Consider the following 24,961-nt stretch of genomic DNA (forward strand, 5'->3'; position numbering starts at 1 on the left):
ATGCTCAGCGCTAATAAGCGACAATTCCTCCTTTCATTTGACACTCCAATAGATATAGCATATTAGATTGTACCATTATATACGATAGCGTACATATTAAAGGAATGCGTAAACTTAACAACTTTGTAAAATATCCAGTCTTCCAAGGCTTTTTTTGGATGCTATAATGAAAACGTACTGAAAGACCAGACAGTTTTTTCATTTTTTTCCGAAAGAAGATGAATGATAATGAACGAGGGGTTACAAGACCGCCTTGAAAAATATGGTTTCTCACTTTACATGATACGAATTACGCTGGCTGCTTCACTTTCATGGGTCGCCGTACACAGCATATATGGTAGCCAATATTTATATTTTGCACCCCTTGCGGCTATCCTCATCACTCAAGCCAGCGTTAAAGCATCGCTTGAAAAAGGAATCTACCGCCTGCTCGGCATTATTCTTGGCGGGATCGTTAGCCTAGTTGTTGGCCAGTTTTTTGATGTAGGTGGACTTTCTATCCTGCTCATTCTACTCATCGGGATTGGTATCGCTACTGCTTGTAAGATGAACATTCAAGCTGTCTCACAGGTAGGTGTTACTTCCGTTCTAGCTCTTACTTTTTACCAGAATGACTACGTGCTTTGGAGAATAGGGGAAACATTTATTGGTGTGCTGATCGCCCTGGCCATCAATATGATTATCGTGCCGCCGAACAGGTTCGTCAAGGTAAAAGCATTGGCATTCGAAGGAAGTCTTCTGCTTGCGGATGCATTAAAAGATCTCGTAGGCGTAAGACGTGATTCTCCGAAAGACAATTTACTGGAAGAATCAGGTAAACTCCTGTCAAATAGCAGCCGGGAACAGAAAGAAATGTTCTATACCCTCACACATTATCAGTGCCGTGGTAAACTGAAGGGGCTCATACAGGCTACCTCACATTTAAGAAGCATTCATTCCTATGTTAAAGAGATTGCAGACGATATTCGTCTTCTGCCCGCGCATCATGCCTCTTCGGACTGGATGAAGGATGTGCTGGAGGCAACCGCAGATTGTATTGCTCTTTATGGAACCAAAACTTTATCGGATGCCGAGTGCCAACGTTCACTTGCGGATTGTATCCAACACGCTCGTGATCTGCAATTGGCTAGTTTCTCTGAACTGCAAGGGAATTGTTCGCTATCAAGTATTCGGGATCTCGGCGCAGTCTTCAGTCACCTAAACCGGGTGCTGGAAGAAGTAGAACTTGCTAAATCTGCTACTTATGTCGTAGCCACTCGACCCTCAACGGTTGAAGTCACACGCGCTTTACGCTTTATTAAAAAGGGACTCTCCCAGAAGCTATAAGCTTCGGGGGTGTCCCTTTTGTTCAAATATAAGAAAGTATAAGTTACACACTATACTTTATCCTTATATTTCTCGCTTAAATGCTTACCGTCCTTATAAGGATGCCGAAGCCGTTTATGCTTCCCTATTCATCAATATGCCCTCTTAGAACCCTGATTACTACTTATACTTTATATTTGAACTAAACCGACTGCTTCGCGGCACGCCCGATCCTCACATTCACCAGAACGATGCTGCTAACAATAAGCAACAGGCCAATCACAAGATTCAAGGTAATCTGCTCATTTAAAAAGACTACGCTTGTCCCTATTGAGATCAGTGGGATTAAAAAGGTGAATGATCCAACCTTCCCTGCCTCTCCCTCGTTAATCAGCTTGAAGTAAATCAGCCATCCTAGCGCGATCACAAAAATTGCGATAAACAATGTATCCATGATAAACGTTCCGCTCCAAGTGATATCCGACCACTTCTCTGTAGTAGATCCCGAAAGCAGCAAAATGATACCGCCGATCGAAATTTGCATAGCGGTCATCCATAGCATATCCACGCGCACAGCATTTCGTTTCATATATACTGTTCCTAACGCCCAGCTCAATGCACTGGCTAAAGCAAGTATAATTCCCCAGATAGAGATGCTTCCATTAAGTCCTCCAATACTGAGGGAGGCTACGCCGAGGAACCCTAGCAATAGACCCGCCATTTTAAGCCCATACATGTTCTCTCCTAACCACAGCCAAGAAAAAATGCCGAGCAATACCGGCTGCAGAAACACAATAGATGAGAACAATCCTGCGGGTACATACTGCAAGCCAATCGTCTGAAAGCCATAATAGAACACAATACTTAATATAGCCGAGGTCAGATAGATCGGCCAGAGCTGCTTGAAGCGGAGCTCCTTCATCTTAGGAAGTGCAATTAGAATCAGAATAAATCCGCCGATGACGGTTCGGATACCTGCAAATAATAAGGGCGGAGCGTAGTCTAAGGCGATTTTAGATATAGGCCAATTAATGCCCCATACAATCACCAAAAATATAAGAAGGATGATGCTTTTCTTCTGCTGATTCATGTATTCACTCCTTGGTGTAGATTCATCACAAATGATACAATAATTAAGAATATAAATGAAATGAATAATACTCATAAGGGGCATATCATATTTGTTATGAACAATACTCAAATTCGCTTGTTCGTCAAAATCGCCGAGAGCGGTAGTTTTACCAAAGCTGGTGTAGAACTGAATATGACCCAGCCTGCTGTCAGTCGAGCGATCTCGTCTCTAGAAGCCGAACTGGATGTTAAGCTATTACTTCGGGATCGGCGTAACGGTCTTATGCTTACTGACATCGGCAAGCGTATCCTTGTTATTTTTCGTGAAATTCTAATGGGCTTTGATAAGGTCAATCAGGAGATTTACGCGGAGCGGGGACTTGAGAAAGGAAGCATTCGGATTGGCGCTTTTCCCGTGGCTTCTGCCTATTTTTTACCGAAGATTATTAGCTCTATCACTGCCCGATATCCGAATATCACGATCAGCCTGCAAGAAGGCTCTATCGCCGAAGTCAGAGAATGGCTGGAATCCAAAGAAATTGATGTTGGCTTGTTGCTTGCTCCCTGCGAAGCGTTCGAAACTATCCCATTATATAGAGAAAAGTTGTACGCCGTAATCAGAGATGACCATCCTTTGCACGAGCGTTCTGTCATAGGTGTGAGAGAATTAGCGGATGAGCCTATGCTGATCTGCAAAGCAGGCTATGAACCACCGGTGGTAGATTTATTCCGCAGAAGCAGCAGCTATCTGAATGTAAAATACGTGGTGAATAACTACGCAACAGCTCTTAATATGGTTCAAGAGGGGCTGGCTGTTGGTGTCATGTCTGAGTTGTCCTTGTTATCTTTACCTCCAAATGTAGTTACCCGCGAACTGCAGCCCGATGCCTTCAGAGATATACATATTGCGGTTAGTTCGCTTACCGATACTTCCATTGCTGTGAAGATGTTCATGGAGACGGCTCTGGATCTTTTTGCTCAAGAGTAGATCATTTTATTATGAGGAGTGCTGAGTATGAACTTTAAAAGACTTGGAAATAGCGGCTTACAAGTATCCACATTGGGACTGGGGACGAACGCTTTTGGCAAAAGGGCAGATCAAGAGACCTCCATTCAGATTGTACATGCTGCGCTGGATCACGGAATTAACTTTATTGATACCGCTAATATTTACGCTGGAACAGAATCCGAGCGAATCATCGGCCTGGCCTTGGAGGGTAGAAGACATGAGGCTGTTCTCGCCACTAAAGCAGGTTTAGTTAAGCATGACGGACCTAACGGAAGCGGCTCCTCAAGGCGCCATTTGATGCAGGAATTAGAAGATAGTCTTCGCCGTCTACAAACGGACTATGTCGATCTATACCAGATTCACACCTTTGATCCCTATACGCCACTTGAAGAGACGTTACGGACCTTGGACGATATGGTATCTTCGGGAAAAGTGCGCTATATCGGGGCTTCCAACTATACAGCATGGCAATTGATGAAGGCGATTGGAATCAGTGAGGCTCGGAGCTTCGCCAAGTATATTTCGATTCAGTGCAGCTATTCCTTAGCGGATCGGACGCCGGAGAATGAGCTTCTCTCCCTTTGTCTTGATCAAGGTGTAGGAATCATTCCTTATTTTCCACTGGCGGGTGGAATTCTCACAGGCAAATATAATTCAAGCGGTTCCGCACCTTCAGGGTCCAGAGCAGATACCGATCCTAATTTCAAAAGATTCCTTGATCATGACCGAATCGAACTGGGGCAGAAAGTAGGGCAAATTGCTGAAGAACTGGGAACCTCTTCTACTGCGCTTTCCATAGCTTGGCTCATGAATCGTCCTGCCGTCTCGACAGTTATTGTTGGGGCTACACGCGTGGAGCAGCTGGAACAGAATTTGCAAAGCACGTCCATTCCGCTTAATGAAGAAACGGTTTGCAAGCTAGATGAGGCAAGTGCTTCCTTTCGCTTTGGCGAGCCCTTTGCCTTTTACCGGCTCCCATAAATCGGGCCCATCACAATGAAGGAGGGGAGTATTATGACTCCACAGACAACGGCTAGCATCCAAGTGATGCTTGAAGAGCATAAGGACTTTTTTAATCGTGGGGTAACGAAAGAGGTTGCTTTTCGACTGAGTCAGCTGCAGAAACTTAAAGACAGTATTAAACGATACGAGAGTCGGATTATGGCTGCCTTACATCAAGATTTAGGAAAAAGTGAGTTCGAGGCTTATGCTACAGAAATCGGCTTCACCTTGGACAGCCTCGGTTACATGATGAAGCATCTCAAACGTTGGTCGAAACCCGTAAAGGTTAGATCACCACTCCATTTATTTCCTGCAAAGAGTTATATCTTAAGTGAACCTTACGGTACTGCACTCATTATTGGCCCATTTAATTATCCGTTTCAGTTGCTGATTGAGCCGCTGATCGGTGCCATTGCCGCCGGTAACTGCGCTGTCCTCAAGCCATCGGAGAGCACACCTGCTATCACGGCTGTGATAGAGCAGCTTATTCAGGAAACCTTCGAACCGCAGTATATCCGCGTAGTTCAGGGGGAGAAAGAGATAACGAATTTACTGATCCATGCCAGGTTTGATTATATTTTCTTTACGGGTAGTGTTCCGGTCGGAAAGATCGTTATGGAAGCCGCTGCGAAGAATCTAGTACCTGTAACTTTGGAGCTCGGCGGGAAAAGTCCGGTCATTGTCGACAAATCAGCCAATCTGGATATTGCAGCGAAGCGAATCGTATGGGGCAAATTATTAAATGCTGGTCAAACCTGTATTGCGCCCGATTATTTGCTTGTACAAAAGGACATTGCTAATGAGTTGATCACCAAAATCAAACATCAAATCACTGAATTCTACGGTCAAAATGCACAGCCGAATACTGATTATGGCCGGATCGTGAATGAGCGCCAGTTGCAAAGACTTTCCGACCTCATTGAGCGGGATCGGGAAAAGGTGGTAATGGGCGGAACCGTCATTTCAGAAGAACGTTATATTGAACCTACACTAATCTATCCTGCGGCTTGGACTGATGCTTCTATGGAGGATGAGATCTTCGGTCCGATCCTGCCCATATTGGAATACCATCAATTGGATGATGCGATCCGGAGTATTAACGAGCACCCAAAACCGCTTGCGCTTTATCTGTTCACAGAGGATAAACATGTTGAACAAGAGGTACTTTCCCGAGTCTCATTTGGTGGCGGCTGCATCAATGATACGATCTCTCATGTGGCGAACACTAACCTGCCATTTGGTGGAGTCGGCAATTCTGGAATTGGCAGTTATCACGGTAAACACAGCTTTGAAGTCTTTTCCCATCGCAAAAGCATCGTCAAGAGAGGTACACGAATCGACCTCGGGATTGTATACCCACCCTATGGGAATAAGGTCAAGCTGGTGCGGAAAGTATTGAAATAGACAAAACAGCAAGCCTCCCATGATCGGGAGGCTTGCTGTTTATCAGACTTTTCAGGAGCAAGACTTTTCACTACTGAAACAACTGTACCAAATTCTCTACCTGTAACTCCGAGGTAGAAGGAACCCATAGTTCAGCACTATCTCTCATGGATATATCTCCAACTCCAACAGACTTCAGACCAGCGGCTTTAACGGCAGCTATCCCCTCCTCTGTATCCTCGACACCTACGCAGCAGTCAGGTGAGATGCCCAGCATCTCAGTAACCTGCAAATAAATTTCCGGATCTGGTTTGCCCTTACGAATGTTCTTGGGGTCAGCAATAGCCTGAAACAAACGCCCAATCTTCAAGCGTTCAAGAATCAACATCGCATTCTCATTGGTTGAAGCCAGCCCAACGGGGATTCGCTTTTCTTTCAAACTGGTCAGCAGACTATGGATACCCGGGAGCAAATCATCCGGTGTCATTTGTTGAATTAGCTGTTTATACTTTTCGTTCTTTTTGTTGCAGAGCATTCCCTTTACCGGTTGGGGTAAATTCAGGCCGCTTCCCTCCAGTAGGATTTCTAAACATTCCATTCGGCTATGGCCCTTCAGACGTACATGCTTCTCTCTATCAAAAGAAATCGCAAGCTCATCCGCTAAGGCTTTCCAGGCTAAATAATGATGCTCTCCAGAATCGGTAATAACCCCGTCCAGTTCAAAAATAACAGCCTCAAGCTGCTTTGTAATTGAAAGGGACAACGGCTTCTTTGCAGTCAGCTGCACCAGATTTCCCTTATGCAGAATCTCAATCACATCACCTACTAATAGGGTATAGACGACTACCTTATCATCCACATAAATATCCAATAGCTGTCCACCGCTTGTTACTTTAAACCGATAGCTGTCCCATTGTGCCGGCAAGACAGGATTAAAGGATAGCATACCGCCACATAAGCGCATCCCACCAAACCCATTTACAATCGACAGCCAAGAACCCGCCATAGCAGCAGTGTGTAGCCCGTCCTTCACATTGCGGTTAATATCATCCAAGTCCATCCGTACCGTACGATCAAAATAGGAATAAGCCCCCGCTAAATCACCAATCTCAGCAGAAATAATACTGTGAATGCACGGAGACAAAGAAGAATCATGTGTCGTCAGCGGCTCATAGTAATTGTAATTGCGGATCTTGTCCGCCAAGCTAAACTGATCACCCAGCAGGAACATGGCCATTACCAAATCTGCCTGCTTGAGCACCTGATGACGGTAAATCACCAGCGGATGGTAATGGAGCAGTAGCGGATATTTATCCTCTGGCGTATGTTCAAAATCCCACTTCTTCTTAGTCAGAAAAGTATCATCCTGAGCATAGATGCCCAGCCCCTCATCAAAAGGGATATACATCTTCTCCGCTGCAAGTAGCCAATCACCTGGCTCTTTCTCAGTCAGACCAATCTTTCGCTTCAGACGTTCAAAATGCTCCGGATACTGCTTGCCTAGCAGTTTGGCTGTCTCATATGCATAATAGAGTTGATCTCGTACCATTAGATTAGTGTACGCATTATTGTTAACGATAGCTGTATACTCATCGGGACCCGTTACCGCATCAATACAGAACGCACCCTCCCTGGCCGGATTAAAATGACCCAGATCTACCCAAAAACGGGAGGTCTCGAATATCATCTCTGCTCCCTTCAGAACTAAAAACTCATCATCTCCAGTAGCCCGCACATACTGTTTAATGGCATAGGCAATATCCGCGTTAATATGCATTTGTGCTGTTCCTGCCGGAAAATAAGAGGAGTTCTCAGCGCCATCTATGGTACGCCAAGGATATAGTGCTCCCTTCTGAGACATCACCGCTGCTCGCTCCCGCGCCTTACCTAACGTGGCATAACGAAATTCGAGTAGCTTCCGGCTAATCTCCGGCTGTGTGAATGTAAAGAAGGGGATCATGTACATCTCGGTATCCCAGAAATAGTGACCTTCGTATCCTTCTCCCGTCAGGCCCTTGGCCCCGATGTTCGTAACCCCGTCACGTCCTACGGATTGCAGCAATTGAAACGCATTAAAGCGGATACCCTGTTGAAGCGCAAGATCCCCCTGAATCTCCACATCAGTATGTGCCCAGAAATGATCCAAAAAATCCCGTTGTTCTTGACCCAGAGCTTTAAACCCACTATTCTCCGCCAAGCTCAGCACTCCCAAGCACTTGCTTAACAGCTCATCTTCTATGTAATCCTTAGAGGTATGATATGAAATGTACTTGGTCAAGGAGATCCTTTCCCCCATCACCACCGGAACAACCCATTGCATGGATAAGCGCTGACCTTCTAGCTGCACGGCCCTTTCATATCCAGAGCTACAATTCAGACTATGGCTCACCCCTGTTAGTAGCGCAAACCGGGTATGCCGCGTCCTATGCTTCATCCACAAAAAGTTCTGTTCGAGCTCATGACCGGTATCCACCAGCAGCAAACTAGGTTCTTTACTCCCCGAGCCCAGCCGGGGGTCATCCGTAACCCCCGGCCTTTGAATCTCACCATCGATCGATGAAGTGAGCGTTAGGGTCCCTTCAAAATTCAAGGCCGTGACCTCGTAATCGATGGCGGCTAAATGTTTATGCTGCAAAGCCACCATCCGCCGAATGTTCAGCTCTACCCTGTGTCCGGCAGGAGATTCCCATTCTAACTGTCGATGCAGGATTCCATTTCGCATATCCAGCTGCCGTTCATACCGATGCACTTTTCCACTGTTTAACTGAAAGGCATGCCCCTCAATGCTCAGCTCAATAATCTTGGCGTCCGGCACGTTAAGCATAGCTTGATTGCGGGAAGGATAACCATAAGCTCCCTCTGGGTATACAATAGGCTCGGAATCAAAAAATCCATTCAAATAGTTCCCTGTTACAGATGAGCCCGAGTGGCTATGGTAGCCTTCCTCGAAATTACCGCGCATGCCAATATATCCATTACCAAGAGCAAATACACTTTCGCTTCTTTGATTGTTCTCTTCATTACAATTTTCTTCATCTAGACTCCACTCCCGGTAAGGATATACTGCAGCCGGATGTACGTATGGTTTCATCTTCATCTCTCTAAGTCCCCCCCTGACACAGTTTTGTTCAGTTATAAGAAAGTATAAATTTGATGCTATACTTTATCCTTGTAATTCCCGCATAAACATTACCAACCTTATATGGACGCCGAAGGTGTTTTAGCTTACGTTCCCACAATGTTCAAATCAGCCTTTTATCGATCCACCCATAAGTCCTCTGACGAAATACTTTTGCAGCAGGAAAAAAATAGCGAGCGGCATCAGCATGGAGATAAATGCAGCCGAGGTGAGTAAATGCCAGTCGTTGCCCCGTGAGCCTACTAAGTCGGCAATTTTCATCGACATGACCTGAACAGAAGGTTGATTGCCGATAAAAATCAGCGAGACTAAATAATCATTCCACACCCACAGGAATTGAAAGATTCCGATAGAAGCCAGTGCAGGCACAGATAACGGTAGTATCAATCTACTGAAAATAGTGAAATGGCTCGCCCCATCCATAAAAGCCGACTCAAACAAATCCTTAGGTAGCTGACTGATAAAGTTATACATAAAGTACGTAACTAGCGGTAACCCAAAAGCTGTATGCGCCAGCCAAATGCCCAAATAGCTTCCGTTCAGTCCAAGCGCGGTATAATCTTTAAGCACTGGAATAAGTGCCACTTGGATTGGAATAACGAGCATAGCGATAATGATGACAAAAAGTGTTCGCCGTCCAGGAAAACGCAGCCAAGCAAATGCATAAGCGGCAAAGGAAGCAATCAACACCGGAATAACCGTCGCCGGAACAGCAATCGTCAGTGTATTCCAGAAGGCTTGCGACAATCCGGTACCTTTTTGCACCGTTTCACTGCCATCAGCTTGCTTGAGCTTATATTCCTTACCGGAGAGCACGTTATTATAGTTATCCAATGTGAGATCGGGTGTCATTTTCCAGCCTTGTTCCTGTTGATTTATGGTACGTGCTCTACGGTTCTCCCACATCAAACGACTGCCATCGGCCTTCACGCCTGCCTTCAGTTGATCATCGGTATAGGTTTTGCCGTTTACCTCAATCGGCTCCCGCAGATCCACATCCTTCGATAGCTGAAGGGTCTCTCCAGCCTTCCACTCCTGATGGGGAAAAGCTTTCCACCATCCAGTCTGCAAAATATCGGCAGCCGGACGAAAGGAGGAAATAAACAGCCCCAGCGTCGGAAGCAGCCAAATGAAGCAAATCACACCCAGCACGATATTTACAATCGTCTTGCTGCCTTTTCTCTTCTTTTTCCCGGCCATTAGAATCCCCCTTGCTTACGGAACTGACGTAGATTGATTATGATCACTGGCAACACCGCGATCAGCAGAACAATAGCCAGCGTGGAGCCGTAACCGAAGTTTCGGTACATAAAGAATTGCCGGTAAAACTGCGTAGCCACTACCTCTGTATCGTATTGACCTCCTGTCATCACCATGACGACGTCAAATATTTTCAACGTAAAGACGATAATTGTCGTTGTCACAGTCAGAATGGTTGCTGAAATATAAGGGATCATGATTCCAAAGAAGATCTTCACCTCATTAGCACCATCCACCCGTGCAGCTTCCAAAATGTCGTCAGGAACTCCCTTGATAGCTGCAGAGAATATTACCATCGCAAACCCAGTCTGCATCCAGATCAGAATAATAATGAGGAAAAAGTTATTCCACGGCTGAAGCATACTCGTCCATGCCTGTGGTTCTCCCCCAAAATAAGTAACGATGGCGTTCAATAGTCCAATTTGTTCATCGCCGGGTTGATAGTAATATACAAACTTCCAGATGACCCCTGCTGCGACAAAAGAAATAGCCATCGGCATAAAAATGATCGATTTGGCGATTTTCTCGTAGCTGCTTCGATCTGCAAGAATTGCAATTAGGAGTCCGAAAGCTACACATGCCAGTGTGCCTATGAACACCCAAAGTAAATTGTTACGCAGTGCCGTCGCCATCAGATGGTCGCTAAAGATCGCAGCATAGTTGCTCAGACCTACAAATTTCTCTGAAGAAGCATTAAAAAAGCTCAAATAGAGTGTTCGCAGTGCAGGCAGCACCAATAGCCACCCCAATAAAATCACTGCCGGACCTATAAAAATATAGGGCAACACCTTTCGGCGTATATGATCAGGATATTGTTCAACTGCCCAGGTAAGTGTGTAGTAGATCAGATAGACGCCCAGTACTCCCCAAAGAACGGCTAGAACTGCTGTTAGTAGTGGATTTAACGTCGAATCCCGAAAGAATAAAAAGATCAAGCCATTCACAACAACGTTAGCAATCAATACTAGAAGAGACAGTAATACCGCCCTAAGCCTGACAGCTTGCTTAGCTTGTGATTGCGGCTCCCTCTGTGGCTGTGGTTGTGGTTGTGTTTGTGTTTGTGCACCCATATTAGCTCCAGCTCCTCCTATACTCGCGCTTTGGATAACAAAAAGAGGGGCAGAGTACTCTCAATTCCCGCTGCCCCTCTTTTAACTGTGTGCTTTCAATATTAGGTTAGTTGTTCCAGCCAGACTGGATTTGTTCCAACGCTTGATCCAGCGTCGCTGTACCACTTACATAGTCGGTCATTCCCTTCCAGAAGGTACCTGCACCCACTTTGCCCGGCATCAGGTCAGAGCCATCAAAGCGCAGTGTGGAAGCATCCTGAACCAGCTTCGCCATCCGGCGGTCAGATTCTGAGGTATACCAATCTAGGGAAGCATCGTTCATTGGCGCAATTACGCCGCCAGACTGTACCCAGCTCTTAATGGACTCACCTGTAGTGAAGAATTCCATAACCGCACGTACTTCAGGACGATCGTTGAACATAGCGTAAATATCGCCAGCAACTAGCACCGGTTTGCCATATTGAGGATCAATAGGCGGCAAGTAGAACCAATCGTAATCTACATCAACCTTTGCCGTTTCAGGGAAAAAGCTTGTAATAAAGTTGCCGAGCATATTAAACCAAGCTTTAGGAGGATTATTGAACATTGGTGCCGGAGCATCTCCGAACGATGTCGTCACAATGGATTTAGCACCACCATAGACATAGTCCTTGTTGAGCCAGATTTTAGACATAACTTCTACTGCATTCTTCACTTCTGGAGAAGTAAATGGCAGTTCACCTTTTACCCATTTATCGTAATTCTCAGGTGTAGTTGTGCGCAGCATTATATTTTCTACCCAGTCTGTTGCTGGCCAGCCTGTTGCAGCACCACTCTCGATTCCAATTGCCCAAGCTGGATCGCCGTCTTTAGCAATTTGTTCCGTCAGAGCCATCATCTCATCCCAAGTCTCAGGAACCTTGTAGCCCGCTTCATCAAATTGTTTCTTCGGATACCAGACCAAGCTTTTTACGTTACTGCGGTTCCAAATCCCCGCCATGATCTTGCCGTCTTTCCCATCCATGTTAGACATATCGAGCCAGCTCTTGTTGTAATTAGCCGTCAATTTAGCTTGATCCAGCACGTTGGTCAAATCGATAACCTTACCAGTCTTAGCAATCGAGGCTAGCAGACCCGGCTGCGGAAAGTCTGCGATATCCGGCGCATTTCCACCGTCTACTCGAATGTTTATCGTAGCTTCGAACTCTTTGGAGCCCTCGTATTGAATATCAATTCCGGTCTTCTCTTCAAACTCTTTGATACTATTCTCAAATTTCACTTGGTCAGCATCCACGAAGGGGCCGAACATCGTTACTTTAGTTCCTTTATAGTCGCCTTTCATGGCTAGCTCTAGTGGAGACCCCGTAGGCTCGGTGCTTGGAGCAGCCGTTGCTTTCTCGGTGTTATCTGCTGTTGGGCTGGTAGTCGCCGCAGGCGGATCTGTAGGCGCTGCATTGTTGTTATTGCCTCCTCCGCATGCGCTCAGCATCATAGTGAAGGATAAACACAGTACTAAAGCCAATGACTTCTTACGTCCTGAGGTCTTCTTCATCTTTGTACATCCCCTTTAATGGATTTAGAGATTGCTTCTGACTCAATCATCCGGTACCCTGGCATGTAAAAGCAGCTTGTAGCAGATCACCTCCTTGCAAAGCTTTTCAGAATCTAAGGATCTATACTGAATAAGAATTGAATCACAAGTTCCAATTAATTGTAGCGCTTACATTTGTTATAGTATCATATAAAGTAAGCGTTTCCAATCCATATCTGAAATATTTTGGTCAAAATTATTTTTATTGTCCAAGCAGATATTCAATTATTAGTTAAAATTAGTCCGAAATTCTGAAAAGCTTTTCAGAGGGTGGTACAAAAGTGAACTACCCTTATTTCTCCCGTGTAGATTCTCGCACAATCAGCTTATGCTCCATCTTCTCATTCAATACCTGGACTTCTCCTGTTGTAAGTAATTCATGCAGCTTTTCGGCAGCACGATACCCTAACTCGTAAATCGGTTGGGCAATTGTAGTTAATTTCGGAATGAACATCCCTGACATTCTTAAATTATCAAACCCAATCACAGATACCTGACCTGGCACAAGAATGTTACGATCCTTCAGATAAGAAATCGTCCCCATCGCGAATTCATCAGCAACACAGAAAACAGCAGTTATCTCGGGGTAATCCGTAAATAATTCATGCGCAGCTTGGTAAGCATGTTCAAACCGGTGGCTGGCATATTTGCTCTTCACGATATTTTGCTGTAGCCCTGACTCTGTTAGCGCCCTTACAAACCCTTCATAGCGTGGTGGGCCTGATACAGAATTATCATGGTTAAAGCCAATCATACCAATATCTTTATGACCTAAATCAATCAGGAACTTCACCGCATCATAAGCAGCTGCTTCATCATCCACCTCTACATTTGGAATGTCGAACTCATCAGAATGCGAGGACACTAGCACAAACGGAATTCTACAACCGACCAATTTGTCATGATATTCAGGATAAAGGACATCACTGGCAAATACGATTCCATCTACCTGTTTCTCATGGAAGTTATCAATATAGGACAGTAGCCGTTCTTTATCGCGGTCTGTATTGCAGATCATTAGACTGTACCCAAGCTTGATGCATGCATCCTGCATTCCCCGAATCACCCCAGCGAAATATAGGTTCTCAATATCGGGAATAAGCAGCCCCAGTGTAAAAGACTTCTTGTAAATCAGACCACGTGCAAATGAATTAGGTTGATACCGTAATCGTTCTACAGCCTCCATCACTCGATTCCGTTTGCTCTCCACTACCGAATTCGGTGCATTCATAACACGTGATACCGTGCTAATTGACACCTCGGCCATTCTGGCAACATCTCTTATGGTTGGCTTCATTATGATAACTTCCTTTTTTAGGGGACTTTTCGAAGTGATTATAGCAAGCCTGTTTGGAAATAACAACAGAATTTTTGAAGCGCTTACATTATTTTTATAAATTAACTTCGTCCTTCTCTTTCCTCATTCTGAGAACATACAACTTACTTAAAGTGTGTATATATTTTTATTTCATGATATACTAGCCGAGTAGCGATATTCATAGCTGCAAATACTGCTCTAAGAGCTTAGAGCATTTATTATAGGAGGGATAACATTGAAACAACCTCGGGACATTCGATTCTCCGTGCTGGACTTAGCTTCTATTGTGGAAGGAGGGACAGCAGCAGACTCTTTTCATAACTCTCTAGATTTAGCCCGACATGCTGAGAAGTGGGGCTATCATCGGTATTGGTTTGCTGAGCATCATAATATGATCGGAGTGGCCAGCTCTGCTACCTCACTCTTGATCGGACATATCGCGGGTGGCACTCAAAGCATACGTGTTGGCTCTGGTGGTATTATGTTATCCAACCATGCGCCACTAGTCATTGCCGAACAATTCGGCACACTCGAATCTCTATATCCGGGACGGATCGATCTTGGACTGGGCAGAGCACCCGGATCTGATCAACCAGCTTCCCGTGCGCTGCGTCGTGGCCTCGGAAGCGATGGCAGTGAATTCCCTGAGCAGCTAAGTGAGTTAAGAGCTTACTTCGACCCTGCAGGCGCAGGATCCCGTCCAGCTGGCGTGCGCGCGGTTCCTGGAGAAGGCCTAAATGTTCCCATCTGGCTCTTAGGCTCCAGTGGCTTTAGTGCTGAGCTAGCAGCCAAGCTAGGTTTGCCTTTTGCCTTTGCCAGCCATTTTGCACCTGAGTATTTACTTCAGGCCCTGCACATATACCACAGTAATTTCCGTCCATCAGAAGCACTAGATAAGCCTTATGTTATGATCGGACTAGGGGTTACAGCCGCCAACACCGTAGATGAGGCAAGAAAGCTGGCTACCTCGCAGCAGCAGCAGTTCCTCAATATCATCCGTGGGCGTACCGGAAAGCTACAACCTCCCGTTGAAAGTATGGATGGGTTATGGTCGATACAAGAAAAGGCAATCATGCTCGATAAGCAGCGTTATTCTTTCTCTGGCGATAAAGCGGCGATTAAAGAACGACTTCAAGCCATTCTGAAAGAGACCCAAGCAGATGAACTGATTATCTCTGCAGGAATTTATGATCATGAGGCTCGTCTTCGTTCTTATGAAATTGTAGCTGAGGCTATGAAAGAACTGTAAGATTGCAAACTTAACAAGGCAGGACATTTTATCTGACTATCGGGAATTCTTCCGTTTCAGATTAACGTCCTGCCTTTTTTTGTTTTATTTCCAAATCCGTTCTTAATAAAACACTATTAAGATATGAACAAACATAAAAATAAAGAGATATAGAGAGAAATCAACAGATAAATAGATCATATACTTATTATTTAACCAAATATGACCTAATTAGTTGTAATACATCGTTTTTCTTTAGATATCATTTTGATTATACTTTATGTATTCGCTATAACGAACGAATTATGTTTTAGCTATCCCCCTCTTCCTTCGTTCTTTCGGAAAGATTCCGTATGCAATTGCAAGAGTGGTACCTTTCGAAACTACTTATTTCGACATTGTAGGATGGAATAATCGTTTAAAACGAAGGATTTTGCCGGAAGCCCGCAGATTTTGTTTTTCAACAGCTACAGTGGGCTCAGGAGAAAGGAGCAACGAAAATGAAGAAAAAATACCACTCGGTCTTCATAGCTGCTTACGTTCTGATTATTCTGGTAGGAGTAATATGGCAGGCTGGAGGGGTAAGCGCTCAGGATACCATTAAACTTACTGTGAATTCTCACACTACGAGCACAGCTACCATGAACAATATGAAGCCCGGTGACGAAATGAGCTCAGAGTACACGATTATTAACGACGGCACAGAAGGCTTTGATTATTTTGTGGACTTTAAATTCATCTCTGGGGACGTAGAGTTGTACAATATTCTCCAAATGACTCTCGAAAAAGAGGGAGTAATCATCTATTCGGGGGTGATGAGTGAAGCTGCCGGCAGAGTGACCATCGGTTCACTTGCTGGAGGGGAAAAGAGTGTAATTCAAATGGCTGTAACTTTCCCTTGGGAAGCCGGCAACGAATATCAAGGGAAGGCCACGACCGTAGCTTTTGAATTCTCCGCTTCCGGAGAACCAGGTCCATCTGCGGAGCCTACTTCAACACCAACGCCTACAGCTACAACTGAACCAACTACAACACCTACTGAAACACCAACAGCAACCACAACACCTACAGATTCACCAACAACTACAGCTTCACCAACTACGACACCTACAGATTCACCAACGACTACAGCTTCACCTACAGCTGTCGTAACACCAGGTCAATCAGTAACACCAACACCATCGCCTACACCTATACCGCCTGCAGATGAAATTAGCGTTACTGAAGAACCGATCCCAATGGGCGGAATCAGTAATAATCCAACATCGTCACCAGGTGCTGGTAATCAAACTACCAATGTAACGCCTCAGCCAAGTGATGAAATAGCCTTACCTGACGGCGACATTCCTTTGGGCGCACCAGAGGCAGGTGACAAGCTCCCAAATACCGCGGAGCCTTGGTATAACTTAATTCTTGCCAGCTTAGCTATCGCAGTGCTCAGTGTGATTGTTATGCGCAGATTGAAATCGAAGAAATAATAACATTTAGTAACATAAGTCTGGAGGAGAGAGTATGAAGAAGCGTAATGGTGTCTTACTAGCCGTGAAGCTAATCTTCATGCTCTCTTTAGTTGTGCTGATTTATTCGATCGTTCAAGTCGTCAAAGCACCGATTGAGGCCAAACAGGCTCTAAATGATTGGGCAAAAAAGAGGGAGGAAGCTATCGCCCGCCCCCTTCCAAACGAAGAGAACCCTCTTCCCAAAGGAATGGTCAGTTCTCCAAAAGAACAACCCATTTCTCCTCCGTCCTATACAGAGGGAGAGGTGATTGGGGAGATCCGCTTCCCTACCTTAAATAAGAAGGTGGCTGTTCTGGAGGGTACGGAAAGCCCTGAGTTAAAAAAAGGGGCCGGACACTATATAGGTAGCGCAGCTATCGGTGCCGCCGGCAATAGTGTGCTTGCTGGACACCGTGATACCGTATTCCGCAATCTAGGAGAACTCGTCGCAGGGGATCTGATCGAACTGGAAAGCACGGACGGTACGTTCATCTATGAGGTCACAGGCAGTAAGATTGTAGACGGGAATGAACGCGGAGCTATAAAATCAAGCGATAAGGCCATTCTTACTTTGATCACCTGTTATCCTTTTTCATACGTTGGATCAGCACCCGACCGGTATTTACTTTCAGCGAAGCTAGTGAAGCAAGAGACATTGCCTCAATAATGCTAATCTCAACTCTTAATCTTCTTTCTCAGGGATGAGACCGGATATGGAAAGTGATACTATATAGATACAACAGTAATGAGGAGATGACCCATAGTGAAAAAAGAGGTTATAGAACGGTTTATTTCGTATGCTCAAATGGATACCCAATCAAACGAGGATAATGAGACTTGTCCATCCACTCCGGGGCAGATGGTGCTGGCTCACAAGCTGGTTGAAGAGCTCGAGGAAATCGGCATGGAGGACGTCCAGGTGGACGAGCATGGCTATGTTATGGCGACACTCCCTGCGAATACGGACAAGAATGTTCCGACCATTGGTTTTTTAGCCCATTTGGATACGGCGACTGATTTTACCGGAACGAATGTGAAGCCACAGATTATCGAGAACTACGATGGCCAAGATATTCTTTTGAACAAAGAGTTGAATGTTGTATTGTCCACAGTGAGCTTCCCAGAGCTGGCAGAATATAAAGGCCACACATTAATAACAACCGATGGTACCACTCTGCTTGGCGCAGACAATAAGGCTGGTATTGCAGAGATTATGACAGCGATGAATTACCTCCTTCAGCACCCTGAAATCAAACATGGCAAGATTAGAGTCGCCTTCACACCGGACGAAGAAATCGGCCGCGGCCCTCATAAATTTGACGTTGCTGCTTTTAATGCTTCTTATGCTTACACTGTGGACGGAGGCCCTCTCGGTGAACTAGAGTATGAAAGCTTTAATGCCGCATCTGCGAAAATCTCTGTATACGGCGTCAACGTACATCCTGGTACCGCGAAGGGAAAAATGATTCATTCCGCAAAAATCGCCATGGCTCTACACCTCAGACTCCCTTCTGAGGAAGCTCCAGAATTCACGGACGGTTATGAAGGCTTTTACCATCTTAGCTCCATTGAAGGTACCCCGGAGTTCAGCAAGCTCCAATATATTATCCGTGACTTCGACCGCGAGAAATTCGAGGCACGTAAAGCCTATCTCTCGGCCATCGTAGATGAATTCAAGAGCATTCACGGTGAAGAGAACATCGTACTCGAAATGAAAGACCAATATTACAACATGCGTGAAAAAATCGAACCCGTGCGTCATATTGTCGATATTGCCCATGAGGCGATGGAGAATCTGAACATCACACCGGTCATCCGTCCGATTCGCGGGGGGACAGACGGCTCACAGCTTTCCTACATGGGCTTGCCTACACCTAATATTTTCACCGGGGGCGAGAATTTCCATGGTAAATTCGAATATGCCTCTGCTGACAACATGGTAAAAGCGGTAAACGTCATCGTAGAGATCACCAAACTATTCGAACAAAAAGCTTAATTGGTTATCCGAGTTACTCGATAATTCACACAATAAAATCCCTGTAGAAGGTCTATTCAGACCTCTCAGGGATTTTTAATGATCAGAGACTATTCGACTAGCATCTTTCGTCTGGCGGTGTGTCTTTCCAGATCACATTTTCTCCGTAATTTTTGCCCCAATCATACATCAGTCGAAGGACGGGAAGCAGACTCTGACCATATGAAGTCAGGGAATACTCTACTTTTGGCGGAACCTCGGCATACACTTTCCGAAGAACCAACTGATCTTCTTCAAGCTCGCGAAGCTGATTGGTTAACATTTTTTGCGTGATATGAGGAATTAGCTTCTTCAGCTCACTGAACCGTTTGGTCCCTTCAAGCCCTAGATGCCACAGGATAATCAGCTTCCATTTGCCTCCAATTACCGCAAGCGTTAATTCCTTCTCGCAATTAATTTCCTTCAAGTTGATGCGATCCTTAATCTCGGTTGCCATACCTAAAGCGCCTCCTCTCTTCTGTTATCATACTAACACAAAAACGAATATCCTCCTTATAGGAAGGCATTCGTTTCTGTAAGCTCACTCTAAATTAGCATGCTTGCCAAACATCTGCTTAGTCGTCTGCCCCGTCTTCTCCATCATCCGCAGAATCACCGCATCGTAAAAGACTAACATCGTCTGTTCAAATAAAGAAGCCATTGGCTGAATTGTGCTGTAGCCTCCACTAGCCTGATCTTTTGGAGATCCTGGCAGCTTCACTACATAGCTCGCTAAACGTCCGACGGTTGAATCAGGCGCAATTGTAACAGCAATAACCTCTGCACCCACTCCTTTGGCCTTCTCAGCCATAGAGATCAGCCCCTTCGTCTCTCCTGAACCGGAACCGAGCACAAGCACATCACCAGGCTCAATACCCGGGGTTACCGTTTCTCCTACGACGTACGCTTCTTTACCGACATGCATGAGTCGCATTGCAAAAGCTCGTCCCATCAATCCTGATCTACCAGCCCCGGCCACAAATACCTTATTCGACTGAAGAAGAAGCTCAGCCATTCGTTCAGCCTCTTGATGATCAAGCTGAGAAATGGAGCGCTGAAGCTCCTCTATAATCCGCTGCGCATATTTCATTGTATCCATTGTAATCTTAAGCCTGGCTTACTAAACGCTTCATTTCTGCTGCAGCGGCCTTTTGATCAGCTTCACCTGTGATGCCTCCGCCAACGATAACAAGATCAGGATTCGCGGCGATGACCTCTGGAAGCGTGCTAAGTTTGATCCCTCCGGCGATAGCGGTTTTAGCCTGTTTAACCACACTCTTAATTGCATTCAAATCCGCAAAAGAATTTTTACCTTCCGCTTGATGGTCATACCCAGAGTGTACGCAGACATAGTCTACGCCAAGCGCGTCTACTTCAGCAGCTCTTGTCTTGATATCCTTCACATTGATCAGGTCAACCAGAATCTCTTTATTGGTTTTCTTAGCTTCCTCCACTGCACCTCTAATGGTAGCATCATCAGAAACACCAAGTACCGTAACAATATCCGCGCCTGCTTCCACGGCCTTCATGACTTCATATCCACCTGCATCCATGATTTTCAGATCAGCCAACACGGTCAAAGAAGGAAAAGCTTCCTTAATAGCTTTCACTGCGTGCAAGCCTTCATTTATAACGATAGGTGTTCCAATTTCAACAATATCTATATATTCGGCAACCTCTGATACAATCTCTTTCGCTCCCGTAATGTCCACTAGATCCAGCGCTAATTGTAATTTCATATTTATTTGCACTCCTTGTTAATATATTTTAGTAAGTCATGTACAAATTCTAGATCCTTACACCCCTTAAGGGAAGTAGGCACTTTATTGTGATGTAGTTACCTGGAGGATACTAATGTGCTGCTACAGGCTTTATCTTTACAGCAATTAAAAAACGCTTTGTCATATTTTTGTAAAAGTACTGCATTTTCATGAAAGCTATGCTAATATTACAGTTTGTTTATGGAATATCAGGACATTTATCATGATGTAAGAAGGTGTACAATGAAGCAAAATAACCACCAAGAATTTAACCTCATAAAACTGACTTGGCCGATATTCCTGGAACTGTTCCTTTTTATGCTCATGGGCAGTGTGGATACTTTTATGATTAGCTCTGTGTCGGACGATGCTGTATCGGGTGTCGGTGCAGCGAATCAGATCATTGCGATAGCCATTTTAGTTCTAAGTGTAATTGGCAACGGCGCGGCAATTGTGGTCTCCCAATACCTCGGTTCCAAAAAACCTCTGGAAGCGGCTCAAGTGACTGGAAATGCCATTACCCTCAACCTGTTAGTAGGAATTCTCTTAAGTACGTTTTTGCTGATATTCGGAGGGACGCTACTGACTGCCTTAAATGTTAAAGGGGATATTCTCGTTTATGCTAAATCGTATATACATATCGTCGGGGGCGGAATTTTTCTTCAAGCATTAATCAATGCTCTGGCGACCACAATCCGTACACACGGCTTCACTAAACAGACGATGGTCGTATCCTTGCTGATGAATATCATCCATGTGGTGGGTAACTACCTGCTCATCTATGGTCATTTCGGTCTTCCAGCGTTAGGTGTCGAAGGAGCGGCTATCTCAACGGTGGCCAGTCGTTTTATCTGTCTAATCGTCTTCTTCCTGCTACTCTACAGAGTGATGGAGATACGAGTGAAGTTCACCTACTACATTCATCTTTCCAAAAAATACGTGCTGCAAATTCTCAAAATCGGCATCCCGTCCGCTTTTGAATCGATTACCTATCAGTCCTGTCAGCTTGTATTCACACTGTACATTACCTATTTAGGTGCTGAAGCTATGGCTACTCGCCAATACGCGCTCAATATTTCCAACTATATTTATTTATTCAGCGTAGCTGTTTCTATGGGAACCTCCATTGTCGTAGGACATCTAGTGGGAGCTAGGCGTCCCGATGAGGCCTATAAGCGTGTGTTCTCCAGTGTGAAGTGGGCGTTGCTGGTTACAGTAATAATAGATGCTCTGGTGATTATTTTCCGAGTACCGCTATTTGGCCTCTTCACTGAAAATGAGAACATTATCACGATGGGGGCTCAGGTTATTCTGCTTAGCTTCTTCCTAGAAACTGGACGTACAACTAATTTGGTCATTATCAACTCACTACGGGCCTCTGGCGATGCGAAGTTCCCTGTATATATGGGACTGATCTCCATGGTCTGCATGAGCTTGCCCCTTGGCTATTTTCTGGTGTTCCAGCTTAATCTAGGGTTAGCCGGTGTGTGGATTGCCACTGCGGCCGATGAGTGGCTAAGAGCTGTCATTATGTATTTCCGTTGGAAGAGTCGGGCTTGGGAGAAACACGGACTTATTCAGCACGATGATGCGGAACACAGCACACCTTCCACTACCCCTGCAGCTGTAAATTAACGCATACCCTTAGCGGTTCTTTAAGGTCATACCAGACCTTAAGGGGCTGCTTTTTTATGGCATCATGATTACATAAAATTTTAGAATGAATGGAGTATTCTAAGTTACAATAGATAGAACCTTATCAGCATAAACACCTTCGGCGTCCTAATAAGGACGACAAGCGTTTAAACGAGAACTATAAGACATAAAGTATGGTGTGAATCTTATGATTTTTTATATTTTAATTAACCTAAAGGGGAGAACCTCATGCCGGAAGAAACCGGAATCCACGAGTTACTGACGCTCAAGACAATTGCGGAGACCTTAAATAGTTCCAATGAGCTCAAACCGATGCTCGATACAGTTATGGGCAAGCTGTTAGACCTAACGGGAAATACAGCAGGCTGGATCTTCCTGAGCGAAGAGAATATGGAATATGAATGCGCCGTAGATCGAGGTTTGCCGCCAGCGCTGCAACGGGATAATAAACAGCCGATGCAGTGTGGAACCTGCTGGTGCTTAGAGCGCCTATGGGACGGACGGTTAGAACAAGCGGTCAACATTCTAAACTGCAAGCGGCTGAGTAATGCCAGGCAGTATAACTGGGGGGATACTTTGGGGATCACACACCACGCCACCATCCCGCTCCATTCAGGCGATCGCTACTTAGGGCTTATGAATGTAGCAGCGCCGGGCAAAGCGCATTACGCCGACAGCGAGCTTGCTCTACTGCAATCCGTGGCCTTGCAAATTGGCAGTGCCATTGAACGCATGCAGTTATACAGCACCGAGCAGCGCCGTGCGAATCTGTACGCCAAATTAGGCGAATTCAGCGCAGCTTTAAATCTCACGGCCAGTGAATGCATCTCTCCAAGCATTCTGGTGGAGAAAACTACCGCCCTGATTGTCCAATATTTCGATTGGCCTTTTGCAGCGATTATCGGACAACGAGAGGAGAAATTCGAAGTACACGCAGCCGCTTATGCAGCTAATATAACACCTGAAATAGCCCCTTTTGAGCTCTCAGATTCCTTTAAGAATCGTCTAGTAGATATCTCGCAAGGACACCGCTTCGCAACATTAACCTCTGACGAGGAACAGGAAATTACGAAATCATGCTGTTCTGAACAGCCTGATAGAGAGCGAGTTGTAATGCTTGCCGTCCCTTTTCGGCAGATTTCCGTGCAAAGCTCAGCCATTCTACTCATCACCTCGCCTAAAGCACTCGCCTCGGCGACCGCAGATGGAGAAGTACTCGAAGCGATCGCTGAGCATATTTCAGCTACGCTGGAAAGCGTACAGCTCGGAGAGAAGCGCCGAGAAATCACTCGTCTAGACGAGCGGAATCGACTGGCCCGTGACCTGCATGACTCGGTGAATCAGATCCTGTTCTCCCTCTCAATGACAGCCAAAGGTGTGGAAAGTATGCTGAAGCAAGAGCACACCTCCCATCCGGCTGCTGAGGCTGTCCGTGATATACAAGAGCTCTCGCAATCTGCACTCAAAGAAATGCGCGCTTTAATTATGCAGCTTCGTCCTGCAGGGCTGGAAGCCGGGTTGTTGACCGCGCTTCAGGTCCATGGTCAGCAACTAGGGCTGCTGATACAGACTAGGCGAAGCGGCGTTCTCGAGCTCCCTCGCAATGTTGAAGAGGGTCTACTACGCATTGGTCAAGAAGCACTCAATAACGTGCGCAAGCACTCCGGAGCTTCTAAAGCCGAAGTATCTCTGCATTTGAACGCTACCGAGGTGATACTGAGTATCATCGATCAGGGTAAGGGCGGTGCCAAACGGCGCTGTAGCACAGACACCAATAAATCTCTCGGGCTGCATATTATGAAGGAAAGAGCCGAGGCGCTTAATGGCCATTTTTCTATTCACAGTGAGGAGCATCAAGGTACAACGGTTGAGGTAAACATCCCTCTACCCATCAAATTAAATGAAGTCGGGTGATCAATAAATGACGATAAACTTATTATTAGTAGACGACCATGCAATGGTACGCCGTGGGCTGCAGGTGTTTCTCTCCACACAACCTGATATCAAGGTTATAGGTGAAGCCTCCAACGGCCGTGAAGCGTTAGAAAGAACCGCCGAATTGAATCCGGATGTTATATTAATGGATTTGCATATGCCCATTATGGACGGCATTGAGACCGCTCAAGCACTGCGGATCTCCCATCCGCAGGTCAAGGTCATTGTGTTGACCTCATTTTCGGATCAGGATCATGTACTGCCAGCAGTCCGCGTAGGGATTAAAGGCTATTTACTTAAAGATATAGAACCAGAAGCGCTGGTAGTCGCTATCCGCAAAGTACATAACGGGCAAGTCGAGCTACATTCCGAGGCTGCCAGTCAGCTGATGAATCTAATGGCAACTTCTACACTAGAGCAATTGGAAGTCCGTACTTCAGATCCAAATGACCCAAATACAACACTAGCTGTTATCACCGGATTAGAGCTCCTTACTCCACGCGAGCAAGAAGTATTAGATCTAATTGCACTCGGCATGAGTAACAAAGAGATTGCCAGCAAGCTGGTCATCACCGAAAAGACCGTTAAAACACATGTCAGCCATGTACTCGGAAAGCTAAACTTATCAGATCGGACTCAGGCTGCTATTTTTGCATTAAAAAACGGCTACAGCTCATAGCGACTCAGCTCATCTACAACTTTAGTCTTAGACGTTCAGCACAATGGCTGAGCGTCTTTGCTA

At 45.5% G+C, this 24,961-nt stretch carries 20 protein-coding genes; 11 read left to right on the plus strand and 9 right to left on the minus strand.

Annotated features, from left to right (window positions below):
• Positions 1-228: 228 nt before the first annotated feature.
• A complete protein-coding gene (locus NST74_RS28295; protein WP_341115587.1) occupies positions 229-1,326 on the plus strand; it encodes an FUSC family protein in 1,098 nt (365 codons plus the stop codon).
• Between the two features lie 181 nt (positions 1,327-1,507).
• On the opposite strand, the gene NST74_RS28300 is transcribed toward NST74_RS28295, so the two are convergent.
• A complete protein-coding gene (locus tag NST74_RS28300) occupies positions 1,508-2,395 on the minus strand; it encodes a DMT family transporter (protein ID WP_341115588.1) in 888 nt (295 codons plus the stop codon).
• A 96-nt stretch (positions 2,396-2,491) separates the two neighbouring features.
• Here NST74_RS28300 and NST74_RS28305 point away from each other — a divergent pair, with 96 nt between their 5' ends.
• Genes NST74_RS28305 through NST74_RS28315 form a run of 3 tightly spaced genes read left to right on the plus strand, consistent with a single transcriptional unit; the run spans position 2,492 to position 5,791 of the window.
• Entirely contained in the window at positions 2,492-3,364 is an 873-nt protein-coding gene (locus NST74_RS28305) for a LysR family transcriptional regulator (protein ID WP_341115589.1), read from the plus strand.
• A gap of 27 nt (positions 3,365-3,391) precedes the next feature.
• The gene (locus NST74_RS28310; protein WP_341115590.1) at positions 3,392-4,366 is read left to right on the plus strand and encodes an aldo/keto reductase; all 975 of its coding nucleotides are present in this window, start codon (positions 3,392-3,394) and stop codon (positions 4,364-4,366) included.
• Positions 4,367-4,399: 33 nt separating this feature from the next.
• Positions 4,400-5,791: an aldehyde dehydrogenase gene (locus tag NST74_RS28315; RefSeq protein ID WP_341115591.1), complete on the plus strand. Its 1,392-nt coding sequence runs from the start codon at positions 4,400-4,402 to the stop codon at positions 5,789-5,791.
• A 70-nt stretch (positions 5,792-5,861) separates the two neighbouring features.
• Here the strand turns inward: NST74_RS28315 and pgmB are convergent, their stop codons facing one another.
• The 5 genes from pgmB to NST74_RS28340 all read right to left on the minus strand — a co-directional run bounded on the left by pgmB (position 5,862) and on the right by NST74_RS28340 (position 14,106).
• Positions 5,862-8,867 (minus strand): beta-phosphoglucomutase, encoded by a 3,006-nt coding sequence (gene pgmB / locus NST74_RS28320; protein WP_341115592.1) that lies wholly within the window; start codon positions 8,865-8,867, stop codon positions 5,862-5,864.
• Between the two features lie 150 nt (positions 8,868-9,017).
• Positions 9,018-10,109: a carbohydrate ABC transporter permease gene (locus NST74_RS28325; RefSeq protein WP_042131499.1), complete on the minus strand. Its 1,092-nt coding sequence runs from the start codon at positions 10,107-10,109 to the stop codon at positions 9,018-9,020.
• The gene (locus NST74_RS28330) at positions 10,109-11,239 is read right to left on the minus strand and encodes a carbohydrate ABC transporter permease (RefSeq protein WP_341115593.1); all 1,131 of its coding nucleotides are present in this window, start codon (positions 11,237-11,239) and stop codon (positions 10,109-10,111) included. Before NST74_RS28330 ends, NST74_RS28325 begins: the two co-directional genes overlap by 1 nt.
• A gap of 106 nt (positions 11,240-11,345) precedes the next feature.
• Positions 11,346-12,770, minus strand: coding sequence for an ABC transporter substrate-binding protein (locus NST74_RS28335; protein ID WP_042131501.1), 1,425 nt, complete (start codon positions 12,768-12,770; stop codon positions 11,346-11,348).
• Between the two features lie 331 nt (positions 12,771-13,101).
• Positions 13,102-14,106, minus strand: a complete 1,005-nt coding sequence (locus tag NST74_RS28340; protein WP_076120193.1) for a LacI family DNA-binding transcriptional regulator — start codon at positions 14,104-14,106, stop codon at positions 13,102-13,104.
• A gap of 256 nt (positions 14,107-14,362) precedes the next feature.
• Here NST74_RS28340 and NST74_RS28345 point away from each other — a divergent pair, with 256 nt between their 5' ends.
• From NST74_RS28345 to pepT, 4 genes are all read left to right on the plus strand, one after another.
• Entirely contained in the window at positions 14,363-15,376 is a 1,014-nt protein-coding gene (locus NST74_RS28345) for an LLM class flavin-dependent oxidoreductase (protein ID WP_341115594.1), read from the plus strand.
• Positions 15,377-15,855: 479 nt separating this feature from the next.
• Positions 15,856-16,833, plus strand: a complete 978-nt coding sequence (locus tag NST74_RS28350; protein WP_341115595.1) for a hypothetical protein — start codon at positions 15,856-15,858, stop codon at positions 16,831-16,833.
• Between the two features lie 34 nt (positions 16,834-16,867).
• Positions 16,868-17,521 (plus strand): sortase, encoded by a 654-nt coding sequence (locus tag NST74_RS28355; protein WP_341115596.1) that lies wholly within the window; start codon positions 16,868-16,870, stop codon positions 17,519-17,521.
• Positions 17,522-17,617: 96 nt separating this feature from the next.
• Positions 17,618-18,850, plus strand: a complete 1,233-nt coding sequence (gene pepT, locus NST74_RS28360; RefSeq protein ID WP_341115597.1) for a peptidase T — start codon at positions 17,618-17,620, stop codon at positions 18,848-18,850.
• A 97-nt stretch (positions 18,851-18,947) separates the two neighbouring features.
• On the opposite strand, the gene NST74_RS28365 is transcribed toward pepT, so the two are convergent.
• The 3 genes from NST74_RS28365 to hxlA form a co-directional block, all read right to left on the minus strand.
• Positions 18,948-19,325: a winged helix-turn-helix transcriptional regulator gene (locus tag NST74_RS28365; protein WP_042131506.1), complete on the minus strand. Its 378-nt coding sequence runs from the start codon at positions 19,323-19,325 to the stop codon at positions 18,948-18,950.
• 84 nt (positions 19,326-19,409) lie between these two features.
• Entirely contained in the window at positions 19,410-19,967 is a 558-nt protein-coding gene (gene hxlB / locus NST74_RS28370) for a 6-phospho-3-hexuloisomerase (RefSeq protein WP_341115598.1), read from the minus strand.
• 7 nt (positions 19,968-19,974) lie between these two features.
• Entirely contained in the window at positions 19,975-20,607 is a 633-nt protein-coding gene (hxlA, locus tag NST74_RS28375) for a 3-hexulose-6-phosphate synthase (RefSeq protein WP_042131508.1), read from the minus strand.
• 264 nt (positions 20,608-20,871) lie between these two features.
• Here hxlA and NST74_RS28380 point away from each other — a divergent pair, with 264 nt between their 5' ends.
• From NST74_RS28380 to NST74_RS28390, 3 genes are all read left to right on the plus strand, one after another.
• The gene (locus NST74_RS28380) at positions 20,872-22,263 is read left to right on the plus strand and encodes an MATE family efflux transporter (protein ID WP_341115599.1); all 1,392 of its coding nucleotides are present in this window, start codon (positions 20,872-20,874) and stop codon (positions 22,261-22,263) included.
• A gap of 249 nt (positions 22,264-22,512) precedes the next feature.
• On the plus strand, positions 22,513-24,198 hold the full coding sequence (locus NST74_RS28385; protein WP_341115600.1) for a GAF domain-containing sensor histidine kinase: 1,686 nt from the start codon (positions 22,513-22,515) through the stop codon (positions 24,196-24,198).
• A 7-nt stretch (positions 24,199-24,205) separates the two neighbouring features.
• The gene (locus NST74_RS28390; RefSeq protein ID WP_341115601.1) at positions 24,206-24,898 is read left to right on the plus strand and encodes a response regulator transcription factor; all 693 of its coding nucleotides are present in this window, start codon (positions 24,206-24,208) and stop codon (positions 24,896-24,898) included.
• Positions 24,899-24,961 lie beyond the last annotated feature (63 nt).

It is taken from the genome of Paenibacillus sp. FSL F4-0125, assembly GCF_038008565.1.
GTDB lineage: Bacteria > Bacillota > Bacilli > Paenibacillales > Paenibacillaceae > Paenibacillus_AQ.

Excerpts from the sequence above, each read along its gene's own strand:
- NST74_RS28295 (WP_341115587.1), top strand. The coding sequence starts at position 229 with ATGAACGAGGGGTTACAAGACCGCCTTGAAAAATATGGTTTCTCACTT.
- NST74_RS28300 (WP_341115588.1), bottom strand. The coding sequence starts at position 2,395 with ATGAATCAGCAGAAGAAAAGCATCATCCTTCTTATATTTTTGGTGATT.
- NST74_RS28305 (WP_341115589.1), top strand. The coding sequence starts at position 2,492 with ATGAACAATACTCAAATTCGCTTGTTCGTCAAAATCGCCGAGAGCGGT.
- NST74_RS28310 (WP_341115590.1), top strand. The coding sequence starts at position 3,392 with ATGAACTTTAAAAGACTTGGAAATAGCGGCTTACAAGTATCCACATTG.
- NST74_RS28315 (WP_341115591.1), top strand. The coding sequence starts at position 4,400 with ATGACTCCACAGACAACGGCTAGCATCCAAGTGATGCTTGAAGAGCAT.
- pgmB (WP_341115592.1), bottom strand. The coding sequence starts at position 8,867 with ATGAAGATGAAACCATACGTACATCCGGCTGCAGTATATCCTTACCGG.
- NST74_RS28325 (WP_042131499.1), bottom strand. The coding sequence starts at position 10,109 with ATGGCCGGGAAAAAGAAGAGAAAAGGCAGCAAGACGATTGTAAATATC.
- NST74_RS28330 (WP_341115593.1), bottom strand. The coding sequence starts at position 11,239 with ATGGGTGCACAAACACAAACACAACCACAACCACAGCCACAGAGGGAG.
- NST74_RS28335 (WP_042131501.1), bottom strand. The coding sequence starts at position 12,770 with ATGAAGAAGACCTCAGGACGTAAGAAGTCATTGGCTTTAGTACTGTGT.
- NST74_RS28340 (WP_076120193.1), bottom strand. The coding sequence starts at position 14,106 with ATGAAGCCAACCATAAGAGATGTTGCCAGAATGGCCGAGGTGTCAATT.
- NST74_RS28350 (WP_341115595.1), top strand. The coding sequence starts at position 15,856 with ATGAAGAAAAAATACCACTCGGTCTTCATAGCTGCTTACGTTCTGATT.
- NST74_RS28355 (WP_341115596.1), top strand. The coding sequence starts at position 16,868 with ATGAAGAAGCGTAATGGTGTCTTACTAGCCGTGAAGCTAATCTTCATG.
- NST74_RS28365 (WP_042131506.1), bottom strand. The coding sequence starts at position 19,325 with ATGGCAACCGAGATTAAGGATCGCATCAACTTGAAGGAAATTAATTGC.
- hxlB (WP_341115598.1), bottom strand. The coding sequence starts at position 19,967 with ATGGATACAATGAAATATGCGCAGCGGATTATAGAGGAGCTTCAGCGC.
- hxlA (WP_042131508.1), bottom strand. The coding sequence starts at position 20,607 with ATGAAATTACAATTAGCGCTGGATCTAGTGGACATTACGGGAGCGAAA.
- NST74_RS28380 (WP_341115599.1), top strand. The coding sequence starts at position 20,872 with ATGAAGCAAAATAACCACCAAGAATTTAACCTCATAAAACTGACTTGG.
- NST74_RS28385 (WP_341115600.1), top strand. The coding sequence starts at position 22,513 with ATGCCGGAAGAAACCGGAATCCACGAGTTACTGACGCTCAAGACAATT.
- NST74_RS28390 (WP_341115601.1), top strand. The coding sequence starts at position 24,206 with ATGACGATAAACTTATTATTAGTAGACGACCATGCAATGGTACGCCGT.